This is a genomic window from Klebsiella sp. GG_Kp175, from assembly GCF_040062325.1.
Taxonomy (GTDB): domain Bacteria; phylum Pseudomonadota; class Gammaproteobacteria; order Enterobacterales; family Enterobacteriaceae; genus Klebsiella; species Klebsiella quasipneumoniae.
On record NZ_JBEAFX010000001.1, the window covers coordinates 67,443 to 86,160 of the forward strand.

23 protein-coding genes are annotated in these 18,718 nt (G+C 55.8%); 14 read left to right on the plus strand and 9 right to left on the minus strand.

All coding sequences use genetic code 11. The features are described from left to right. Positions 1-6 precede the first annotated feature (6 nt). The 5 genes from lptA to ABLU73_RS00340 are packed head-to-tail and all read right to left on the minus strand — an operon-like array spanning position 7 to position 3,652. Positions 7-552 (minus strand): lipopolysaccharide ABC transporter substrate-binding protein LptA, encoded by a 546-nt coding sequence (gene lptA / locus ABLU73_RS00320; protein ID WP_002918415.1) that lies wholly within the window; start codon positions 550-552, stop codon positions 7-9. Beyond that, positions 521-1,096, minus strand: a complete 576-nt coding sequence (lptC, locus tag ABLU73_RS00325; RefSeq protein WP_004206202.1) for an LPS export ABC transporter periplasmic protein LptC — start codon at positions 1,094-1,096, stop codon at positions 521-523. Before lptC ends, lptA begins: the two co-directional genes overlap by 32 nt. Next, complete coding sequence (kdsC, locus tag ABLU73_RS00330; RefSeq protein ID WP_017899917.1) at positions 1,093-1,659, minus strand: 3-deoxy-manno-octulosonate-8-phosphatase KdsC; 567 nt, start codon at positions 1,657-1,659, stop codon at positions 1,093-1,095. Before kdsC ends, lptC begins: the two co-directional genes overlap by 4 nt. Before the next feature lie 14 nt (positions 1,660-1,673). Beyond that, positions 1,674-2,660 carry an arabinose-5-phosphate isomerase KdsD gene (gene kdsD, locus ABLU73_RS00335; RefSeq protein ID WP_017899916.1) on the minus strand — a complete coding sequence of 329 codons (987 nt, stop codon included), beginning with the start codon at positions 2,658-2,660 and terminating at the stop codon, positions 1,674-1,676. 14 nt (positions 2,661-2,674) lie between these two features. After that, positions 2,675-3,652 carry a calcium/sodium antiporter gene (locus ABLU73_RS00340; RefSeq protein ID WP_004206198.1) on the minus strand — a complete coding sequence of 326 codons (978 nt, stop codon included), beginning with the start codon at positions 3,650-3,652 and terminating at the stop codon, positions 2,675-2,677. Positions 3,653-3,861: 209 nt separating this feature from the next. Between ABLU73_RS00340 and mlaF the strand changes: the two genes are divergently transcribed. The 7 genes from mlaF (at position 3,862) to murA (ending at position 8,668) form a co-directional block, all read left to right on the plus strand. Continuing rightward, positions 3,862-4,674: a phospholipid ABC transporter ATP-binding protein MlaF gene (gene mlaF / locus ABLU73_RS00345; protein ID WP_004206196.1), complete on the plus strand. Its 813-nt coding sequence runs from the start codon at positions 3,862-3,864 to the stop codon at positions 4,672-4,674. A 7-nt stretch (positions 4,675-4,681) separates the two neighbouring features. Continuing rightward, positions 4,682-5,464 carry a lipid asymmetry maintenance ABC transporter permease subunit MlaE gene (mlaE, locus tag ABLU73_RS00350; protein WP_004150949.1) on the plus strand — a complete coding sequence of 261 codons (783 nt, stop codon included), beginning with the start codon at positions 4,682-4,684 and terminating at the stop codon, positions 5,462-5,464. Positions 5,465-5,468: 4 nt separating this feature from the next. Continuing rightward, entirely contained in the window at positions 5,469-6,020 is a 552-nt protein-coding gene (gene mlaD / locus ABLU73_RS00355) for an outer membrane lipid asymmetry maintenance protein MlaD (RefSeq protein ID WP_004206195.1), read from the plus strand. 18 nt (positions 6,021-6,038) lie between these two features. After that, the gene (gene mlaC, locus ABLU73_RS00360) at positions 6,039-6,674 is read left to right on the plus strand and encodes a phospholipid-binding protein MlaC (protein ID WP_004206194.1); all 636 of its coding nucleotides are present in this window, start codon (positions 6,039-6,041) and stop codon (positions 6,672-6,674) included. Further along, entirely contained in the window at positions 6,674-6,964 is a 291-nt protein-coding gene (gene mlaB / locus ABLU73_RS00365) for a lipid asymmetry maintenance protein MlaB (protein ID WP_264923568.1), read from the plus strand. The genes mlaC and mlaB overlap by 1 nt, the downstream gene beginning before the upstream one ends. A 136-nt stretch (positions 6,965-7,100) precedes the next feature. After that, a complete protein-coding gene (ibaG, locus tag ABLU73_RS00370; protein WP_004144910.1) occupies positions 7,101-7,355 on the plus strand; it encodes a BolA family iron metabolism protein IbaG in 255 nt (84 codons plus the stop codon). A 53-nt stretch (positions 7,356-7,408) separates the two neighbouring features. Then, positions 7,409-8,668: a UDP-N-acetylglucosamine 1-carboxyvinyltransferase gene (murA, locus tag ABLU73_RS00375; protein WP_004206190.1), complete on the plus strand. Its 1,260-nt coding sequence runs from the start codon at positions 7,409-7,411 to the stop codon at positions 8,666-8,668. Between the two features lie 54 nt (positions 8,669-8,722). On the opposite strand, the gene sfsB is transcribed toward murA, so the two are convergent. Beyond that, positions 8,723-8,995 (minus strand): DNA-binding transcriptional regulator SfsB, encoded by a 273-nt coding sequence (gene sfsB, locus ABLU73_RS00380; RefSeq protein ID WP_004206189.1) that lies wholly within the window; start codon positions 8,993-8,995, stop codon positions 8,723-8,725. Positions 8,996-9,192: 197 nt separating this feature from the next. Further along, positions 9,193-10,164 (minus strand): octaprenyl diphosphate synthase, encoded by a 972-nt coding sequence (ispB, locus tag ABLU73_RS00385; protein WP_200927742.1) that lies wholly within the window; start codon positions 10,162-10,164, stop codon positions 9,193-9,195. Positions 10,165-10,424: 260 nt separating this feature from the next. On the opposite strand from ispB, the gene rplU reads away from it, so the two are divergent. From rplU to cgtA, 4 genes are all read left to right on the plus strand, one after another. Then, positions 10,425-10,736, plus strand: coding sequence for a 50S ribosomal protein L21 (rplU, locus tag ABLU73_RS00390; protein ID WP_002918379.1), 312 nt, complete (start codon positions 10,425-10,427; stop codon positions 10,734-10,736). A 20-nt stretch (positions 10,737-10,756) separates the two neighbouring features. Beyond that, positions 10,757-11,014, plus strand: a complete 258-nt coding sequence (gene rpmA, locus ABLU73_RS00395) for a 50S ribosomal protein L27 (protein ID WP_348850006.1) — start codon at positions 10,757-10,759, stop codon at positions 11,012-11,014. Between the two features lie 93 nt (positions 11,015-11,107). Next, on the plus strand, positions 11,108-12,073 hold the full coding sequence (locus ABLU73_RS00400; RefSeq protein WP_004206187.1) for a DMT family transporter: 966 nt from the start codon (positions 11,108-11,110) through the stop codon (positions 12,071-12,073). A gap of 15 nt (positions 12,074-12,088) precedes the next feature. Beyond that, the gene (cgtA, locus tag ABLU73_RS00405; RefSeq protein ID WP_004206186.1) at positions 12,089-13,267 is read left to right on the plus strand and encodes an Obg family GTPase CgtA; all 1,179 of its coding nucleotides are present in this window, start codon (positions 12,089-12,091) and stop codon (positions 13,265-13,267) included. A 52-nt stretch (positions 13,268-13,319) separates the two neighbouring features. On the opposite strand, the gene dacB is transcribed toward cgtA, so the two are convergent. Next, the gene (dacB, locus tag ABLU73_RS00410; RefSeq protein WP_004206185.1) at positions 13,320-14,753 is read right to left on the minus strand and encodes a serine-type D-Ala-D-Ala carboxypeptidase; all 1,434 of its coding nucleotides are present in this window, start codon (positions 14,751-14,753) and stop codon (positions 13,320-13,322) included. A gap of 235 nt (positions 14,754-14,988) precedes the next feature. On the opposite strand from dacB, the gene greA reads away from it, so the two are divergent. Beyond that, entirely contained in the window at positions 14,989-15,465 is a 477-nt protein-coding gene (greA, locus tag ABLU73_RS00415) for a transcription elongation factor GreA (protein ID WP_002918375.1), read from the plus strand. Positions 15,466-15,617: 152 nt separating this feature from the next. On the opposite strand, the gene yhbY is transcribed toward greA, so the two are convergent. Beyond that, entirely contained in the window at positions 15,618-15,911 is a 294-nt protein-coding gene (yhbY, locus tag ABLU73_RS00420) for a ribosome assembly RNA-binding protein YhbY (RefSeq protein ID WP_002918374.1), read from the minus strand. 123 nt (positions 15,912-16,034) lie between these two features. Between yhbY and rlmE the strand changes: the two genes are divergently transcribed. After that, entirely contained in the window at positions 16,035-16,664 is a 630-nt protein-coding gene (gene rlmE / locus ABLU73_RS00425; RefSeq protein WP_002918373.1) for a 23S rRNA (uridine(2552)-2'-O)-methyltransferase RlmE, read from the plus strand. A gap of 99 nt (positions 16,665-16,763) precedes the next feature. Further along, positions 16,764-18,698 (plus strand): ATP-dependent zinc metalloprotease FtsH, encoded by a 1,935-nt coding sequence (ftsH, locus tag ABLU73_RS00430; RefSeq protein WP_004206183.1) that lies wholly within the window; start codon positions 16,764-16,766, stop codon positions 18,696-18,698. Positions 18,699-18,718: the final 20 nt, after the last annotated feature.

An 18,718-nucleotide genomic window follows, 5' to 3' on the forward strand; every position in this document is an offset into this window, starting at 1 on the left:
AACGGATTAGTTACTCTTCTTTTGCTGGTTGCCGCTTTTGTCCTGCAGCTCGGACGGCACCAGAACGGTGGTGACGCGTCGACCTTTGTCGCTGAAGGCCTGCATTTTTTGCTCTTTCACCAGATAGGTGATCTTGTCGCCCTTGATGTTGCTGTCGAGCTGTTCAAGGTACGCGTTGCCGGTCAGCACGACGTAATCGTTCTGCAGCTCATAGCGCATTTTCGACGCCCGGCCTTTTACCGGTTTGCCGTTATCCTGCATCTGGTAGAAGGTGGCCGGGTTACCGAAACCTTCGATCACCTCTTTGCCTTTTTCATTGCCCGGACGGGTGACCACCACTTTATCAGCGTTAATTTTGATCGTCCCCTGAGTCACGACCACGTTACCGGTGAAGGTGACGACATTGCCCTGCATATCCAGCGACTGCTGATCGGATTCGATATGGATCGGCTGATCGGTATCGCCCGTCTTGGCGAGGGCCGGCAGGCTGGCGGCCAGTAACGCGCCGGCGAGCGCAATCTTAAGGCTGAGTTTGTTTGTTCTGAATTTCATAAGAGGTTCTCACCTTTTCAATCAGCTCGGCATTTTTGCTGCGAAGGTTTCCACGCATTTTCAGGCCGCTGGAATTAAATGTGGTGCCGTATAACGTCACCATGTCATCAGAGGTAACGTCCTGCGTTACCAGATTTATCTGGGCGTTATCCGTCGTAATTTTGCGCAGTTGAGAGTCAGGCGCGAGCGCATTCACCTCAACGTGCCCGTAAAGATAGAGCATCCGGTCATTTGTTAGCTTCGCTTTATCTGCTCTGACTGACCAGGTCGGCACCTTATTGGTATCAAAGGTGGTCATCACCGGTTTGGTAAACCAGGAGACCTCCTGATCGGAAAAATACTCCACGTGCTCGGCAATCAGCCGATAGCTCAGGGCGCCTTCCGGACTGTACACCACGGTGTCAGTGTGTTCGCTTTTATACGTCGGGTCGTTGGGATTGACCTCCTGCTGGGCCGTGTCGTCCGTATTCGCCAAATTCAGGCCGATGAGGATCAGCGCGAGCAGCGACAGTAAAATGATAACCCAACGTCTGGTTTTACTCATATTGATTGCCCTTTGGCCTCATCCAGCTTGCCCTGCGCCAATAGTAACAAATCGCAGACTTCGCGTACCGCGCCGCGTCCGCCATTAATCCGGGTGATGTAATCGGCGCGCGGCAGCAGCAGCGGATGCGCATCCGCGACGGCGACGCTAAGCCCCACTTCGGCCATCACCGGCCAGTCAATCAGATCGTCGCCGATGTAGGCGACTTCCTCTGGCCGCACGCCCAGTTTGTCAGTGAGATCGCGGAACGCCAGCAGCTTGTCCGACTGCCCCTGATACAAATGCGTGATGCCCAGCGTCTGACAGCGATCTTCTACCAGTTTAGCTTTTCGTCCGGTAATAATCGCCACTTCAATGCCAGAGGTCAGCGCGCAGCGGATACCATAGCCATCGCGGACGTTGAACGCTTTCAGCTCCTCGCCGTGATTACCCATATAGATAAGCCCGTCGGATAATACACCGTCGACATCAAGGATCAGTAAACGGATCTTAGCCGCGCGATCGAGAAACGTCTGGCTTACCGGCCCATAGCAGGTCGCTAACGGAGCATCAGCATTATTCATTATTTTTTCCTTACTTACACTACGCCCGCGCGCAGGAGATCGTGCATATGTACCACACCCAGCAGATGGTCGCCATCGGCAACCAGCACGCAGGTGATATGACGGGATTGCATCAGGTTTAGCGCATCCACCGCCAGGGTGCCGGGACGGATACGGATCCCTCCCCGGGTCATGACGTCGGCAATGCTGGCATCGCGCATATCAATGCCGGTGTCGAAGACCCGCCGCAGGTCACCGTCGGTAAAGATACCGATGATGTTCATGTCGTCATCGCAGATAGCGGTCATACCTAAATTTTTACGGGTGATTTCCAGCAGCGCATCGCGCAGGGTGGCCTGCAGGCCGACGTGCGGGATCTCATCACCGGTATGCATAATATCATTGACGCGCAGCAACAGCTTACGACCGAGTGCGCCACCCGGATGCGAGAGAGCGAAATCCTCAGCGGTAAAGCCGCGGGCTTCCAGCAGGGCGACGGCGAGGGCATCGCCCATCACCAGCGCGGCGGTGGTGCTGGAGGTGGGCGCCAGCCCTAACGGACAGGCCTCCTTCGGCACTTTCACGCACAGATGGATATCCGCCGCGCGCGCCATGCTGCTTTCAGGCCGGCTGGTGATGCAGATAAGCTTCACCTGCTGGCGTTTCAGGACCGGGATCAGCGCGAGGATTTCGTTCGATTCGCCGGAGTTCGACAACGCAATCACCACGTCCTGCGGCGTAACCATGCCCAAATCGCCGTGCGCGGCTTCGCCTGGGTGGACAAAAAATGCCGACGTGCCGGTACTGGCGAAGGTTGCCGCCATTTTGCGGCCGATATGGCCGGATTTGCCCATCCCCATCACCACGACCTTCCCGCCGCAGCGGAAAATCGTTTCGCAGGCGCGGGTGAAATCGTCATTTATATACTGATCGAGCTGGGCCAGACCTTCACGTTCAATTTCCAGCACCTGACGGCCTGCCTGTTGAAAGTCAAAATCCGTGGGCAAATCTATTTGCGACATGATGTTATCCCGAGTCATTCAACGAAGAGCGGCGCTGTCCAGAACAGCATCGCCAACCAAACCACAAAACCGCCGACCAGCAGCGCGCCAACCAGTCGTCCCGGCTGCTGCTGGCGGCGCCAGCACAGCACGGCGAAGATCAGGCTGACCAGCAACATCACGCCATAGTCGCGGGTAAAGGCTTCCGCCGCAAAGGCTCCCGGCGCGATCAGCGCCGGCAAACCCAGCACCAGCGCAATATTGAGGATATTTGCGCCGATGATATTGCCGATGGCAATGTCATCTTCCCCTTTGCGCGCCCCGGCGATGGCGGTGGCCAGCTCCGGCAGGCTGGTGCCTATCGCCACTACCGTCAGGCCGACGGTCAGTTCACTGATGGCAAAATAGTTTGCCAGCACCGTACTGTTATCTACCACCATGCGGGTGGCCATCGGCATGACGATCATCGCCACCCCTAACCACAGCAGAGCGACCGGCAGCGACCCTTCACGCGGCAGTTCGGCCAGCTGTTCGCGGGTCAGGCTATCGCTTCCCTGGCGTTCCGCCAGACGGGCGATTTTGATGGTGAACAGCAGCCATAGCAGCGCCAGCGCCAGTAAAAACAGGCCGTCGAGACGGGACAGTTGACCATCATAGAGCACCAGCCCTGCCAGTACGCTGACCAGCAACATTAGCGGTAATTCGCGGCGCAGAATATCAGAATGCACGGTAAATGGCCTGAGTAAGGCAGCCAGACCGAGGATCAGGAGAATATTAGTAATGTTGGAGCCGAGCGCGGTGCCCACCGCCAGATCGGTCTGTCCATGCAGCGAGGCCGCGGTGGAAACCATGATCTCTGGCAGGCAAGTGCCAATACTCACCACCGTCATACCGATGATCAGCGGCGGGATCCCCAACATGCGACAGAGGATGGAGGCGGCATAGACCAGACGATCGGCACTGTAGACAACCAGCAATAAACCAATAATTAACAGAGCCGTCGCTAAGAGCATCTAAAGTCCTTTCTTCAGGTATAATCGTCGCCTCGCTGGGTTATCCCTACGCAGCGTAACGAATTCTTAATTTTGACTTTATGCGTGCCAAAAGTAAAACAAATGCCAGCTTTCGCTAACCTGTGCAGGTAAGATTCTGTAAAAATGTTGTGATTGTGGCGTAAGAAAGGGCGATGCTTGCCCATCAGGTGCTTAGTAAGGATGATTTTATGAGCCAAACTCAGGCGAATTTAGTTGAAGTGCGCGGTATCCGCTTTTCTCGCGGCGATCGCGTGATCTTCGACGACATCTCGCTGTCGGTGCCGCGCGGTAAAATTACTGCGATTATGGGACCTTCGGGGATCGGCAAGACTACCCTGTTACGCCTGATCGGCGGACAGATCCCGCCGGACAGGGGAGAGATCCTGTTCGATGGCGAGAACGTGCCGCAGATGACCCGTTCGCGTCTGTACACGGTGCGTAAGCGGATGAGCATGCTGTTCCAGTCCGGGGCGCTGTTCACCGACCTCAATGTCTTTGACAACGTCGCCTACCCGCTGCGCGAACATACGCATCTGCCGCCTGCGCTGCTGCATACGACGGTGATGATGAAGCTGGAGGCGGTAGGGCTGCGCGGTGCGGCGAAGTTAATGCCCTCTGAGCTTTCCGGCGGCATGGCGCGCCGCGCCGCCCTGGCGAGGGCCATTGCCCTGGAGCCGGATCTCATTATGTTCGACGAACCGTTCGTCGGGCAGGATCCCATCACCATGGGCGTGCTGGTGAAGCTGATTTCTGAACTCAACAGCACGCTGGGTGTCACCTGCATCGTGGTTTCGCACGATGTGCCTGAGGTGCTGAGCATTGCGGACTATGCGTATATCGTGGCGGATAAAAAGATTGTCGCCCACGGCAGCGCCCAGTCGCTACGTGAGAATGCTGACCCTCGGGTTCGTCAGTTCATTGATGGTATTGCCGACGGCCCGGTGCCGTTCCGTTATCCGGCTGGCGACTATCACCATGATTTATTAGGCATAGGGAGTTGAGCGACTGATGCTGTTTAATGCGCTGGCCGCGCTAGGCCATCGCGGTATTAAAACCACCGCGACCTTTGGACGCGCCGGATTAATGCTGTTCAACGCCGTTGTCGGCAAACCAGAGTTTCGCAAGCACGCGCCGCTGCTGGTTCGTCAGCTCTACAACGTCGGCGTTCTGTCGATGCTGATTATCATTGTATCGGGCCTGTTTATCGGTATGGTGCTCGGGCTGCAGGGGTATCTGGTCTTAACCACCTACAGCGCAGAGACCAGTCTTGGCATGCTGGTGGCGCTGTCGCTGCTGCGCGAGCTGGGGCCGGTGGTCGCCGCGCTGCTGTTTGCCGGTCGCGCCGGGTCGGCGCTGACCGCCGAGATTGGCCTGATGCGGGCCACGGAACAGCTCTCCAGTATGGAGATGATGGCGGTGGATCCGCTGCGCCGCGTCATTTCTCCCCGTTTCTGGGCCGGCGTCATTTCGCTGCCGCTGCTGACAATTATCTTCGTTGCGGTGGGGATCTGGGGTGGAGCGCTGGTGGGTGTGAGCTGGAAAGGCATTGATGGTGGTTTTTTCTGGACCGCGATGCAAAATGCCGTCGACTGGCGAATGGATCTGGTGAACTGCCTGATTAAGAGCCTGGTATTCGCCATTACGGTAACCTGGATTGCGTTATTCAATGGTTATGACGCTATCCCCACTTCCGCCGGGATTAGCCGGGCGACTACGCGCACCGTGGTGCATGCGTCGCTGGCGGTTCTGGGGCTGGATTTTGTGCTGACTGCGCTGATGTTTGGGAATTGAGTTCATGCAAACGAAAAAAAATGAAATCTGGGTAGGGGTGTTCTTACTGGTGGCGCTGCTGGCGGCGCTGTTTGTCTGCCTGAAGGCGGCGAACGTCACCTCGCTACGTACTGAGCCGACTTACCGTCTTTACGCGACCTTCGATAATATCGGCGGCCTGAAAGCACGCTCGCCGGTGCGCATCGGCGGTGTGGTTGTTGGCCGCGTGGCGGACATCACCCTCGACCCGAAAACCTATCTGCCGCGCGTGGAGCTCGATATCGATGAGCGCTACAACCATATCCCGGATACCAGTTCGCTGGCGATCCGCACCTCTGGCCTGCTGGGCGAGCAGTATCTGGCGCTGAACGTCGGTTTTGAAGACCCGGACCTCGGGACGACTATTCTTAAAGACGGCGGTACTATCCAGGACACCAAGTCCGCTATGGTGCTGGAAGATCTGATTGGTCAGTTCCTTTATAACAGTAAGGGCGGCGACAATCAGAATTCTGGCAATGATAAGGCCGAGGCAGAAGGTCATACTGACGCGACGCCGGCAGCCGGCACGACGCATTAATTTCAGGAGAAACACGATATGTTTAAACGCTTACTCATGGTCGCCATGCTGGTGATTGCCCCGCTGACCGCCGCCCAGGCGGCAGACCAGTCCAATCCGTATAAGCTGATGAATGAAGCGGCGCAGAAAACCTTCGATCGCCTGAAGAATGAACAGCCGAAGATCAAGGCCAACCCTAACTATCTGCGCGACATCGTCGACCAGGAGCTTCTGCCTTATGTGCAGGTGAAGTATGCCGGCGCGCTGGTGCTGGGCCGCTATTACAAAGAAGCTACCCCGGCGCAGCGTGAAGCTTATTTTGCCGCCTTCCGTGAATACCTGAAGCAGGCCTATGGCCAGGCGTTGGCAATGTACCATGGTCAGACCTATCAGATTGCCCCGGAACAGCCGCTGGGCAGCGCGACCATCATTCCGATCCGCGTCACTATCATCGACCCGAACGGCCGTCCGCCGGTACGTCTCGACTTCCAGTGGCGTAAAAATACCCAGACCGGCAACTGGCAGGCCTACGATATGATTGCGGAAGGGGTCAGCATGATCACCACCAAACAAAACGAGTGGAGCGACCTGCTGCGTACCAAGGGCGTTGATGGCCTGACCGCGCAGCTCAAAGCGATCTCCGCTCAGCCGATCACCCTGGAACAGAAAAAATAATGAGCGGGCAGCTGAGCTGGACTCGTGATGGCGAGACGCTGGCGCTGCACGGAGAGCTGGACCAGGATCTGCTGGTCCCGCTCTGGGAGGCACGCGCCCAGGCGACAGCCGGGACAGCGATCATCGATCTCAGTCAGACCACGCGCGTGGACACGGCGGGCCTGGCGCTGTTAGTACATTTTGTGGCGCTGATTCGCCGCCAGGGCCGGGAAGCGCAGCTGACCGGCAAGAGCGAAAATCTGCAAACGCTGGTCGGTCTTTACAACCTGCCTGTCGATATGATCCCATAATCTTTTCAGTGTCTTAGCGCTGAAGCTATTCCGAAAGCCCCGGCAATCTTTTCGCCGGGGCTTTTTGCTTGTTTAAGACCGCGCCACTTTCCTCTAAGATGTTGGGCTGTTTTCACTATCAGATAAATTTGAGCCCATGGAAAATCATGAAATTCAGACCGTGCTGATGAACGCACTCCCCCTCCAGGAAGTCCACGTCTCTGGCGATGGCAGCCACTTTCAGGTTATTGCTGTGGGTGAGATGTTCGATGGCATGAGTCGGGTTAAAAAGCAGCAGAGCGTCTACGCGCCGCTGATGGAATATATTGCTGACAACCGCATCCATGCGCTGTCGATCAAGGCCTTTACTCCGCAGGAGTGGGCGCGAGACCGCAAACTAAATGGCTTCTAAGCTGTGGGGGATCCCCTGCAGCGTATGTGAATTTTTAATAGAGAACAGAATCAATGGATAAATTCCGTGTTCAGGGGCCGACTCGCCTTCAGGGCGAAGTCACCATCTCCGGTGCAAAAAACGCCGCCCTGCCAATCCTCTTTTCCGCGCTGCTTGCCGAAGAGCCGGTAGAGATCCAGAACGTACCTAAGCTCAAAGACATCGATACCACCATGAAGCTGCTGAGTCAGCTGGGCGCGAAGGTAGAGCGCAATGGTTCGGTGTGGATTGACGCCGGCCCGGTCGATGTATTCTGTGCTCCGTACGATCTGGTGAAAACCATGCGCGCCTCTATCTGGGCGCTGGGCCCGCTGGTGGCGCGTTTCGGTCAGGGACAAGTCTCTCTGCCTGGCGGCTGCGCCATCGGCGCGCGTCCGGTCGATCTGCATATTAGCGGCCTGGAACAGCTGGGCGCCGAGATCAAACTGGAAGAAGGTTATGTAAAAGCTTCGGTCAATGGTCGTCTGAAAGGCGCGCATATCGTGATGGATAAAGTGAGCGTCGGCGCCACCGTCACTATCATGAGCGCAGCGACCCTCGCCGAGGGTACGACGATTATCGAAAACGCCGCTCGCGAGCCGGAGATCGTCGATACCGCGAACTTCCTTAACGCGCTGGGCGCAAAAATCAGCGGCCAGGGTACCGATCGCATCACCATCGAAGGCGTGCAGCGTCTGGGCGGCGGCGTTTACCGTGTGCTGCCGGACCGTATTGAAACCGGGACCTTCCTGGTGGCCGCAGCCATTTCCGGCGGCAAGATCCTCTGCCGTAACGCGCAACCAGATACCCTCGATGCCGTACTGGCAAAGCTGCGCGACGCCGGAGCGGACATCGAAACGGGCGAAGACTGGATCAGCCTTGATATGCACGGCAACCGTCCGAAAGCGGTTAATGTGCGTACCGCGCCGCATCCGGGCTTCCCGACCGATATGCAGGCCCAGTTCACGCTGCTCAACCTGGTCGCGGAAGGGACCGGCGTGATCACCGAAACGATCTTTGAAAACCGCTTTATGCACATTCCGGAACTGATCCGTATGGGTGCTCACGCGGAGATCGAGAGCAATACCGCGATCTGTCATGGCGTGAAGCAGCTTTCGGGCGCGCAGGTGATGGCGACCGATTTGCGTGCTTCGGCGAGCCTCGTGCTGGCAGGTTGTATCGCTGAGGGAACCACCATCGTCGATCGCATCTATCATATCGATCGTGGCTATGAGCGTATCGAAGATAAACTGCAGGCGCTGGGTGCCAATATTCAGCGCGTGAAAGGCGAGTAATCGCGTCCTGACAGGGCCCGGGCGTCTCTCCCGGGTCCTTGTCGCATAATCACATCACTTGTCCATCTTCTTCTGACGCATCATCTGCGTTCTGTCGATAAACTCATGTGTTACCGGATCATGGTAGCGTGACGGCCAGATGACCCATGGCTGTGTATCCAGCGCCGTGGCGATGATTAATTCGCCTTTCGGCCAGGGGCGGGTCAGGGCGTTCGCCAGCGTTGAAGAACTCAGACCGTGCCGTCGCGACTCTGCCGCCAGCGATGTTCCCCGTTTACGTAATCCAGCAACAATATCTGCGGGATGCCAGTCGATGAACTTATCCATAAATTCTCCTGGTGATAAAGATCCTGAACGGCCCATATGGGCAACGGAGACACTATACCCGCGCACCAGGTAAGGTTCTAACAAGTTCTGTTAAAGCGTCGGAATATTCAGAATGTATCAAGATATCGGGAAATTTACGGTAGGGAATGGATTTTTACTGGAACTTTCCCGCGCACTGCGCGGGAAGGGAGAGGGGATTAATGATCGCGCTGAACCGCGATATGCGCCAGCCCGATCAAGGCATCACGCCAGGGGGTGTCCGGGAGAATCTGCAGCGCGGCAATCGCTTTGTCAGCTTCTTCTTCAGCACGTTTCTGCGTCCACTCCAGCGAACCGCAGGCAGCCATCGTTTCCAGGACGGCATCCAGCAGATGGCGGCCGTTGCCCTGCTCGATAGCCCCGCGGATCATCGCCGATTGATCGGCGGTACCATGGTGCATGGCGTGCAGCAGTGGTAGCGTCGGTTTGCCTTCGTTGAGGTCGTCACCGACGTTTTTACCGAGCCGCTCTCCGTCGGAGCTGTAATCGAGTAAATCGTCGATCAGCTGGAAAGCGGTGCCGAGATAGCGGCCATAATCCTGCAACGCGCGCTCTTCTTCCGCAGTGCAGTCGGCCAGCAGTCCCGCACACTGCGAGGCTGCCTCAAACAGACGCGCCGTCTTGCTGTAGATGACGCGCATGTAGTTCTCTTCCGTGATATCCGGATCATTGACGTTCATCAGCTGCAGCACTTCGCCTTCGGCAATGACGTTCACCGCTTCCGACATGACCTCGAGGATCTTCAGCGAGCCCAGCTGGGTCATCATCTGAAAGGCGCGGGTATAGATAAAATCGCCGACCAGCACGCTGGCGGCATTGCCAAACGCCGCATTTGCCGTGGCTTTGCCGCGACGCATATCAGACTCATCGACGACGTCGTCATGCAGCAGGGTGGCGGTATGAATAAATTCAATCAGCGCAGCAATGGTGACATGCGCGCTCCCCTGATAACCCACCGCGCGCGCGGCGAGCACAGCAATCATCGGGCGAATGCGTTTGCCGCCGCCGCTGACGATGTAATAGCCTAACTGATTGATAAGCTGAACATCGGAGTTGAGTTGCTCAAGAATCGTCGCATTGACACCCGCCATATCTTGCGCGGTTAACTCATTGATTTTTTCTAAATTCATCGCAAAAGCCGGGCCAAATGTCCTGTTACCATGAATCCAGGTGGGATCACAGAAGGATTAAGACAGAATTAAAAGAAGATATGATTGTACTGAAAAATTGCCGTAGATAAACGTTGTCGTGAAAGTTGTGTTTTTTTTCTGCATTGATCGCTAATCGCTCTTGTCAAAGGCTCGCGTTTTGCGTAATATTCGCGCCCTATTGTGAATATTTATAGCGCACTCTGAATCACACGAAGAGGTGCGCGGAAGCGGAGTTTTATATGTACGCGGTTTTCCAAAGTGGTGGTAAACAACACCGAGTAAGCGAAGGTCAGACCGTTCGCCTGGAAAAGCTGGACATCGCAACTGGCGAAGCTGTTGAGTTCGCTGAAGTGCTGATGATCGCAAACGGTGAAGAAATCAAGATCGGCGTTCCTTTCGTTGAGGGCGGCGTAATCAAAGCTGAAGTTGTTGCTCACGGTCGTGGCGAGAAAGTTAAAATCGTTAAGTTTCGTCGTCGTAAACACTATCGTAAGCAGCAGGGCCATCGTCAGTGGTTCACTGATGTGAAAATCACTGGCATCAGCGCCTAAGACCTGAGGAGTAGATTTAAATGGCACATAAAAAGGCTGGCGGCTCGACTCGTAACGGTCGCGATTCAGAAGCTAAACGTCTGGGCGTAAAACGTTTCGGCGGTGAAGCAGTTCTGGCAGGTAGCATCATCGTTCGTCAACGTGGTACCAAATTCCACGCTGGCACCAACGTTGGTTGCGGCCGTGACCACACTCTGTTCGCTTTGACTGACGGTAAAGTCAAGTTCGAAGTTAAAGGCCCGAAAAACCGTAAATTCATCAGCATCGTTGTTGAATAAGTTTTTCGCGTCCCGGTAACGGATGAAAGCCCCGCAACACGTTGCGGGGCTTTTTACATTCGTCTACCGGAAAATTTTTGCAGGGAAACAGGCATGAAGCAGCAGGCTGGGATTGGCATTATTCTGGCGCTTACCACCGCGATGTGTTGGGGAGCGTTGCCGATTGCAATGAAGCAGGTTCTTGAGGTGATGGCGCCGCCAACGGTGGTGTTTTATCGCTTCCTGATGGCCAGTATTGGCCTTGGCGCGATCCTCGCGATCAAAGGCAAACTGCCGCCGCTGCGGATTTTTCGCAAGCCGCGCTGGCTGGTCTTATTAGCGATTGCCACCGGCGGTCTGTTCGGTAACTTCATTCTGTTCAGTTCTTCCCTGCAGTATCTCAGCCCCACGGCTTCTCAGGTCATCGGCCAGCTATCGCCGGTGGGCATGATGGTGGCTAGCGTCGTGATTCTGAAAGAGCGCATGCGCGGCACCCAGGTGGTGGGCGCGTTGATGCTGCTCAGCGGGCTGGTGATGTTCTTCAACACCAGCCTGATTGAAATCTTTACCCGCCTGACGGACTACACGTGGGGGGTAATTTTCGGCGTTGCTGCCGCCACGGTGTGGGTAAGCTACGGCGTCGCGCAAAAGGTGTTATTGCGCCGTCTGGCATCGCAGCAGATACTATTTTTGCTGTACACTTTATGTACGATTGCATTACTGCCGCTCGCTGAGCCTGGGGTGATATCCCGGTTAAGCAGCTGGCAACTGGCATGCCTGATTTTCTGCGGGCTAAATACCCTGGTCGGCTACGGCGCGCTGGCGGAAGCCATGGCGCGCTGGCAGGCGGCGCAGGTCAGCGCGTTAATCACCTTGACGCCACTGTTTACGCTACTGTTTTCTGATTTATTATCAATGGCCTGGCCCGATGTTTTCGCCAGACCGATGTTAAACCTGATTGGTTATCTCGGTGCGTTTGTCGTGGTTGCGGGCGCGATGTATTCCGCCATCGGTCATCGTCTTTGGGGACGTTGGCGTAAGCGAGAGGCGGTAGTACCGCTGCCCCGCTCAGGCGAATGATTTACGGAGAGTAAAATGAAGTTTGTAGATGAAGCAACGATCCTGGTCGTAGCAGGTGACGGCGGCAATGGTTGCGTAAGCTTCCGCCGCGAAAAATATATTCCGAAAGGCGGCCCGGACGGCGGCGATGGCGGTGACGGCGGCGATGTCTGGCTGGAAGCGGACGAGAACCTGAATACCCTGATCGACTACCGTTTTGAAAAATCTTTCCGCGCCGAACGCGGGCAGAATGGCCAGAGCCGCGACTGTACCGGTAAGCGTGGTAAAGACGTGACGGTAAAAGTGCCGGTCGGGACCCGGGTTATCGACCAGGGCACCGGCGAGACCATGGGCGATATGACCAAACACGGTCAGCGTCTGATGGTGGCGAAGGGCGGCTGGCACGGTCTGGGCAACACCCGTTTTAAATCATCCGTTAACCGTACCCCGCGTCAGAAGACCATGGGTACGCCGGGTGATAAGCGCGACCTGCAGCTGGAGCTGATGCTGCTGGCGGACGTCGGAATGCTGGGGATGCCGAACGCCGGTAAATCCACCTTCATCCGTGCGGTCTCCGCCGCCAAGCCAAAAGTGGCTGACTATCCGTTTACCACCCTGGTACCAAGCCTGGGCGTGGTGCGTATGGACAACGAGAAGAGCTTTGTGGTCGCCGATATCCCGGGGCTGATTGAAGGCGCAGCGGAAGGCGCAGGCCTCGGTATCCGCTTCCTCAAGCACCTTGAGCGCTGCCGCGTATTGCTGCACTTGATCGACATCGAGCCTATCGACGGTTCCGATCCGGTTGAGAACGCGCGCATCATCATCGGCGAGCTGGAGAAATACAGCGAGAAGCTGGCCTCCAAACCGCGCTGGTTAGTCTTTAACAAGATTGACCTGATGGACAAAGCGGAAGCCGAAGCTAAAGCGAAGGCGATTGCTGAAGCGCTTGGTTGGGAAGAGAAATTCTACCTGATCTCCGCCGCCAGCCAGCAGGGCGTGAAAGATCTGTGCTGGGACGTGATGACCTTCATCATCGAAAACCCCATCGTGCAGGCGGAAGAAGAGCAGAAGCCAGAGAAAGTCGAGTTTATGTGGGACGACTATCACCGTCAGCAGCTTGAAGAGGCCGAAGCCGAAGTGGAAGATGACGAAGACTGGGATGACGACTGGGACGAAGACGACGAAGAAGGCGTCGAATTCATCTACAAACGCTAATCCTGACTTCTTTGGATCAAAAAGGGCCGCCTCTGATGCGGCCCTTTTGTTTTTAGTTGTTCTGGTACAGATCCTTATAAAGCCGGCTTTCAAAGCGCACCAACGGTATGCGGCGATTACGCTGATCGGCTGGCTCCACGGCGTAGCCGGAGAGGTATTGCACGAAGGCCACCTTTTGCCCGCTGGCGGTAGTGATGAAGCCCGCAAGGTTATAAACCCCCTGCAGTGACCCAGTTTTCGCCGAGACTTTGCCATCGACGCCCGCCTGATGGAGGCCGGCGCGATACTGCAGCGAGCCGTCATGGCCCGCCAGCGGCAGCATAGAGATGAAGTTGAGCTCGGTGTCGTGCTGGGCGATATACTGCAACACCTGCATCATGGTCGCCGGGGCGATCAGGTTGTGGCGCGACAGGCCAGAGCCGTCGGCGATGATGGTGTTGCCAAGATCAACACCAGCCTGTTGACGCAGGATCTGACGTACGGCATCGGATCCTGCCCGCCAGGTCCCTGGTACGCCGAACCGGGCATGACCGATGGTACGAAAAACGGTATCCGCAATCATGTTGTCGGATTTCTTCAGCATGATCCGCAGCAGATCGTGCAGCGGCGCCGACTGGGTGGTGGCTAATACCGTACCGGGCTCATTGGCCAGTGTCTGACGCAGCAGCGTGCCGCTATAGGCGATCCCCGCCTGCTTCAGCTCCGCTTTAAGGATCGCCCCGGCATAGCTGGCACCATCCTGTATCGCAAAGGCCAGCGGCAGCGGTTCGCTACGCTGCGGCAGGCAGCCGGTGAGGGTATAGCGGTTGAGGTCGCCCGGCACCACGTCCAGTTCGCAATACTGCGCTTCCGATGAGCCGCGCGCCAGGGTGCGAACCTGACTGAACATGGTGACCGGATAATAGGAGGCGACGCGAATGAAGGCGAGATCGCCCGGCTTCTGCGCGCTATACAGCGAGACCGAGAAGCAGTTGCGGTCGACAATCGCCGCCGCAGGCGGAGCGCTGAAGCATTGCGTCATGTCGTTCCACGGCCACCCCGGCGCTTTATCATGGCTGGCGAAGACCGAGGTATCGATAAGCACATTGCCGTCGATACGCTGCACGCCAGCTTTTTTTAGCGTCGCCACCATGTTGCGAATATCCTGCCGCTTCAGCGTTGGGTCGCCGCCGAAGCGGGCGATCAGATCGCCTTTCAGCACGCCGCCGTCCAGTGAGCCTTTGGTTTCCAGCGTGGTGGTGAAGCGAAAATCGGGCCCCAGTTGCAGCAGCGCCGCCAGCGCGGTGATGACCTTTTGCGTACTGGCTGGAAGTGCCATTTGCTGGCTGTGATAGTCGATTTCCGGCGTCGACGCGCCGACCTTTTGCGCCATAAAGGCAAGGTTCGCACCGGCGGGAAGCTGGGTGATGTACTCGTCAATATTCGCCGCCTGAGCGCTAAGCGCTATACCGGCAGTCAATCCGATGATAAATCTGGGAAATCGCATAATCTCGCGCTAACAACCTGAAGCCAGGCCGTCATACTACGGTGCAACGCCCAGTAAAGTAAACGATGACCCATAATGAACTTCGGGTTAAAATACCTATCAAATGAAAAATTGCTGCTGACCTGGGGAGTGTTTCCCGGGTCGGTTTCTTTTTGCTCGTGTCCTGCCCGTGTACAGGACAGGTGGCGGAGCGGGGCTATCCGTTCCCTGAAGGAATGATAAAGAGGTATAACTAATGCAAGCGATTCCGATGACCTTACGTGGCGCTGAAAAACTGCGCGAAGAACTGGATTATCTGAAGTCTGTGCGTCGTCCTGAAATCATTGCCGCTATTGCTGAGGCCCGTGAACACGGCGATCTGAAAGAGAATGCCGAGTATCACGCTGCGCGTGAACAGCAGGGCTTCTGCGAAGGGCGTATCAAGGACATCGAAGCGAAGCTGTCCAACGCGCAGGTTATCGATATCACCAAAATGCCGAACAATGGCCGGGTGATTTTTGGTTCAACCGTCAGTGTGCTGAACCTCGATACTGACGAGGAGCAGACCTACCGTATCGTGGGCGATGACGAAGCTGATTTTAAGCAGAATCTGATCTCCGTGAACTCGCCGATTGCCCGTGGTCTGATCGGTAAAGAGCAGGATGACGTCGTGACTATCCGCACACCGGGTGGGGAAGTGGAATACGAAATTACCAAGGTTGAATACCTGTAAGGCGTATTTCCCGCTACGATGTTTATAGATTGTAAAGAAAGGAAAAAGGCCGCATAGCGGCCTTTTATCAACGTCACGAGCATGGCATTTTGCTCGCCTGGCCACAGAAATCCCTCGTTTTACACAAAGTTGTGTCGGGATTGAGGATATTCTTAGCGTGGCAGCGAGATTTTACGCTCTGGCGTTGGGCGGTACAGAACCAGCGTTTTACCGATGACCTGTACGTTACAGGCGCCGGTTTCGCGCACGATGGCTTCCACGATCAAGGCTTTAGTTTCGCGATCTTCTGAGGCGATCTTCACCTTGATGAGTTCATGGTGCCCTAACGCTTGTTCGATCTCGGCCAGTACCCCTTCGGTCAAACCATTGTTGCCAAGCATAACTACCGGCTTGAGCGGATGTGCCAGACCTTTCAGGTGCTGTTTTTGTTTAGTACTCAGATTCATCGTATTTTTTTGCTTACGTTGGGATTGAAAACGGGTCATTCTACCGCCATCTCCCATATATCGCCAAACTACCGCGTCGATTTTTACGCAGTAAAGTACGATGAACCCGAACGGGAATGTTAAATGACAGGTAAAAAGCGTTCTGCCAGCTCAAGCCGCTGGCTTCAGGAACACTTTAGCGATAAATATGTTCAACAGGCACAGAAAAAGGGGTTACGTTCCCGTGCCTGGTTTAAACTTGATGAAATACAGCAAAGTGACAAAATTTTTAAGCCGGGGATGACGGTAGTTGACCTCGGTGCTGCTCCCGGTGGCTGGTCGCAGTATGCGGTCACGCAGATCGGCAACAGCGGCCGCATCATCGCTTGCGATCTTTTACCAATGGATCCAATTGTTGGTGTGGACTTCCTTCAGGGCGATTTTCGTGATGAATTAGTCCTGAAAGCGTTACTTGAGCGAGTGGGCGACAGTAAAGTACAAGTGGTCATGTCCGATATGGCGCCGAATATGTGCGGAACACCGGCGGTGGATATTCCCCGGGCTATGTATCTGGTAGAACTGGCGCTTGAAATGTCTCGTGATGTATTAGCGCCAGGTGGTAGTTTTGTAGTGAAGGTGTTCCAGGGCGAAGGCTTCGATGAGTATCTTCGAGAAATTCGCTCCCTGTTTACGAAGGTCAAAGTTCGTAAGCCGGACTCTTCCCGCGCTCGTTCGCGTGAAGTGTATATTGTAGCGACCGGGCGTAAACCATAACCGGCAGATTTCAAACGAAAGTTTGAAAGAAACTGGATATAGAGTATCCTGACGCTGTTTTTAACACAGTTGTAATAAGAGGTTAATCCCTTGAGTGACATGGCGAAAAACCTAATACTCTGGCTGGTCATTGCCGTTGTGCTGATGTCAGTATTCCAGAGCTTTGGGCCCAGCGAGTCGAATGGCCGCAAGGTGGATTATTCTACCTTCCTGCAAGAGGTCAATCAGGACCAGGTTCGCGAAGCGCGTATCAACGGACGTGAGATCAACGTTACCAAGAAAGATAGTAACCGTTACACGACTTACATTCCGGTTAACGATCCGAAGCTGCTCGATAACCTGTTGACTAAAAACGTCAAAGTGGTTGGTGAACCACCAGAAGAGCCAAGCCTGCTGGCTTCCATCTTCATCTCCTGGTTCCCTATGCTGCTGTTGATCGGCGTCTGGATCTTTTTTATGCGGCAAATGCAGGGCGGCGGCGGGAAGGGCGCGATGTCCTTCGGCAAAAGCAAAGCCCGTATGCTGACGGAAGATCAGATCAAAACCACTTTTGCTGACGTTGCCGGGTGTGACGAAGCGAAAGAGGAAGTCGGCGAACTGGTGGAATACCTGCGTGAGCCGAGCCGCTTCCAGAAACTGGGCGGTAAGATCCCGAAAGGCGTCCTGATGGTCGGTCCTCCGGGTACCGGTAAAACGTTGCTGGCGAAAGCGATCGCTGGCGAAGCAAAAGTGCCGTTCTTTACTATTTCCGGTTCTGACTTCGTAGAAATGTTCGTCGGTGTTGGTGCATCTCGTGTGCGTGACATGTTCGAACAGGCTAAGAAAGCAGCGCCTTGCATCATCTTCATCGATGAAATCGACGCCGTCGGCCGCCAGCGTGGCGCCGGTCTTGGCGGTGGCCACGATGAACGTGAGCAGACCCTGAACCAGATGCTGGTTGAGATGGACGGCTTTGAAGGTAACGAAGGCATTATCGTTATCGCGGCGACTAACCGTCCGGACGTTCTTGACCCCGCGCTGTTGCGTCCGGGCCGTTTTGACCGCCAGGTGGTGGTTGGCCTGCCGGATGTTCGCGGTCGTGAGCAGATCCTGAAAGTGCATATGCGTCGCGTTCCGCTGGCGCCGGATATCGATGCGGCAATCATTGCTCGCGGTACCCCTGGCTTCTCCGGTGCCGACCTGGCCAACCTGGTCAACGAAGCGGCCCTGTTTGCTGCCCGCGGCAACAAACGCGTCGTCTCGATGGTTGAGTTCGAAAAAGCGAAAGACAAAATCATGATGGGTGCGGAACGCCGCTCCATGGTGATGACGGAAGCGCAGAAAGAGTCTACCGCTTACCACGAAGCGGGCCACGCGATTATCGGTCGCCTGGTGCCGGAGCACGATCCGGTACACAAAGTGACGATTATCCCGCGCGGTCGTGCGCTGGGTGTGACCTTCTTCCTGCCGGAAGGCGATGCGATCAGCGCCAGCCGTCAGAAACTGGAAAGTCAGATCTCCACCTTGTACGGCGGTCGTCTGGCGGAAGAGATTATCTACGGTCCGGAACATGTTTCTACCGGCGCGTCCAACGACATTAAAGTGGCGACGAACCTGGCGCGTAACATGGTGACCCAGTGGGGCTTTTCCGACAAACTCGGTCCGCTGCTGTATGCGGAAGAAGAGGGTGAAGTGTTCCTCGGCCGCAGCGTCGCGAAAGCGAAGCATATGTCCGATGAAACCGCGCGTATCATCGACCAGGAAGTGAAATCGCTGATTGAGCGTAACTATGGTCGTGCTCGCCAGTTGCTGAACGACAACATGGATATTCTGCACGCGATGAAAGATGCGCTCATGAAGTATGAGACCATCGATGCGCCGCAGATTGACGACCTGATGGCTCGTCGCGATGTTCGTCCGCCAGCGGGTTGGGAAGAACCAGGTTCTTCTAACAACTCTGACAACAATGGCACGCCTCGTGCGCCGCGTCCGGTTGATGAACCGCGTACGCCGAACCCGGGCAATACCATGTCAGAGCAGCTGGGCGACAAATAAGCTGCCGCTGTTGATGTCTT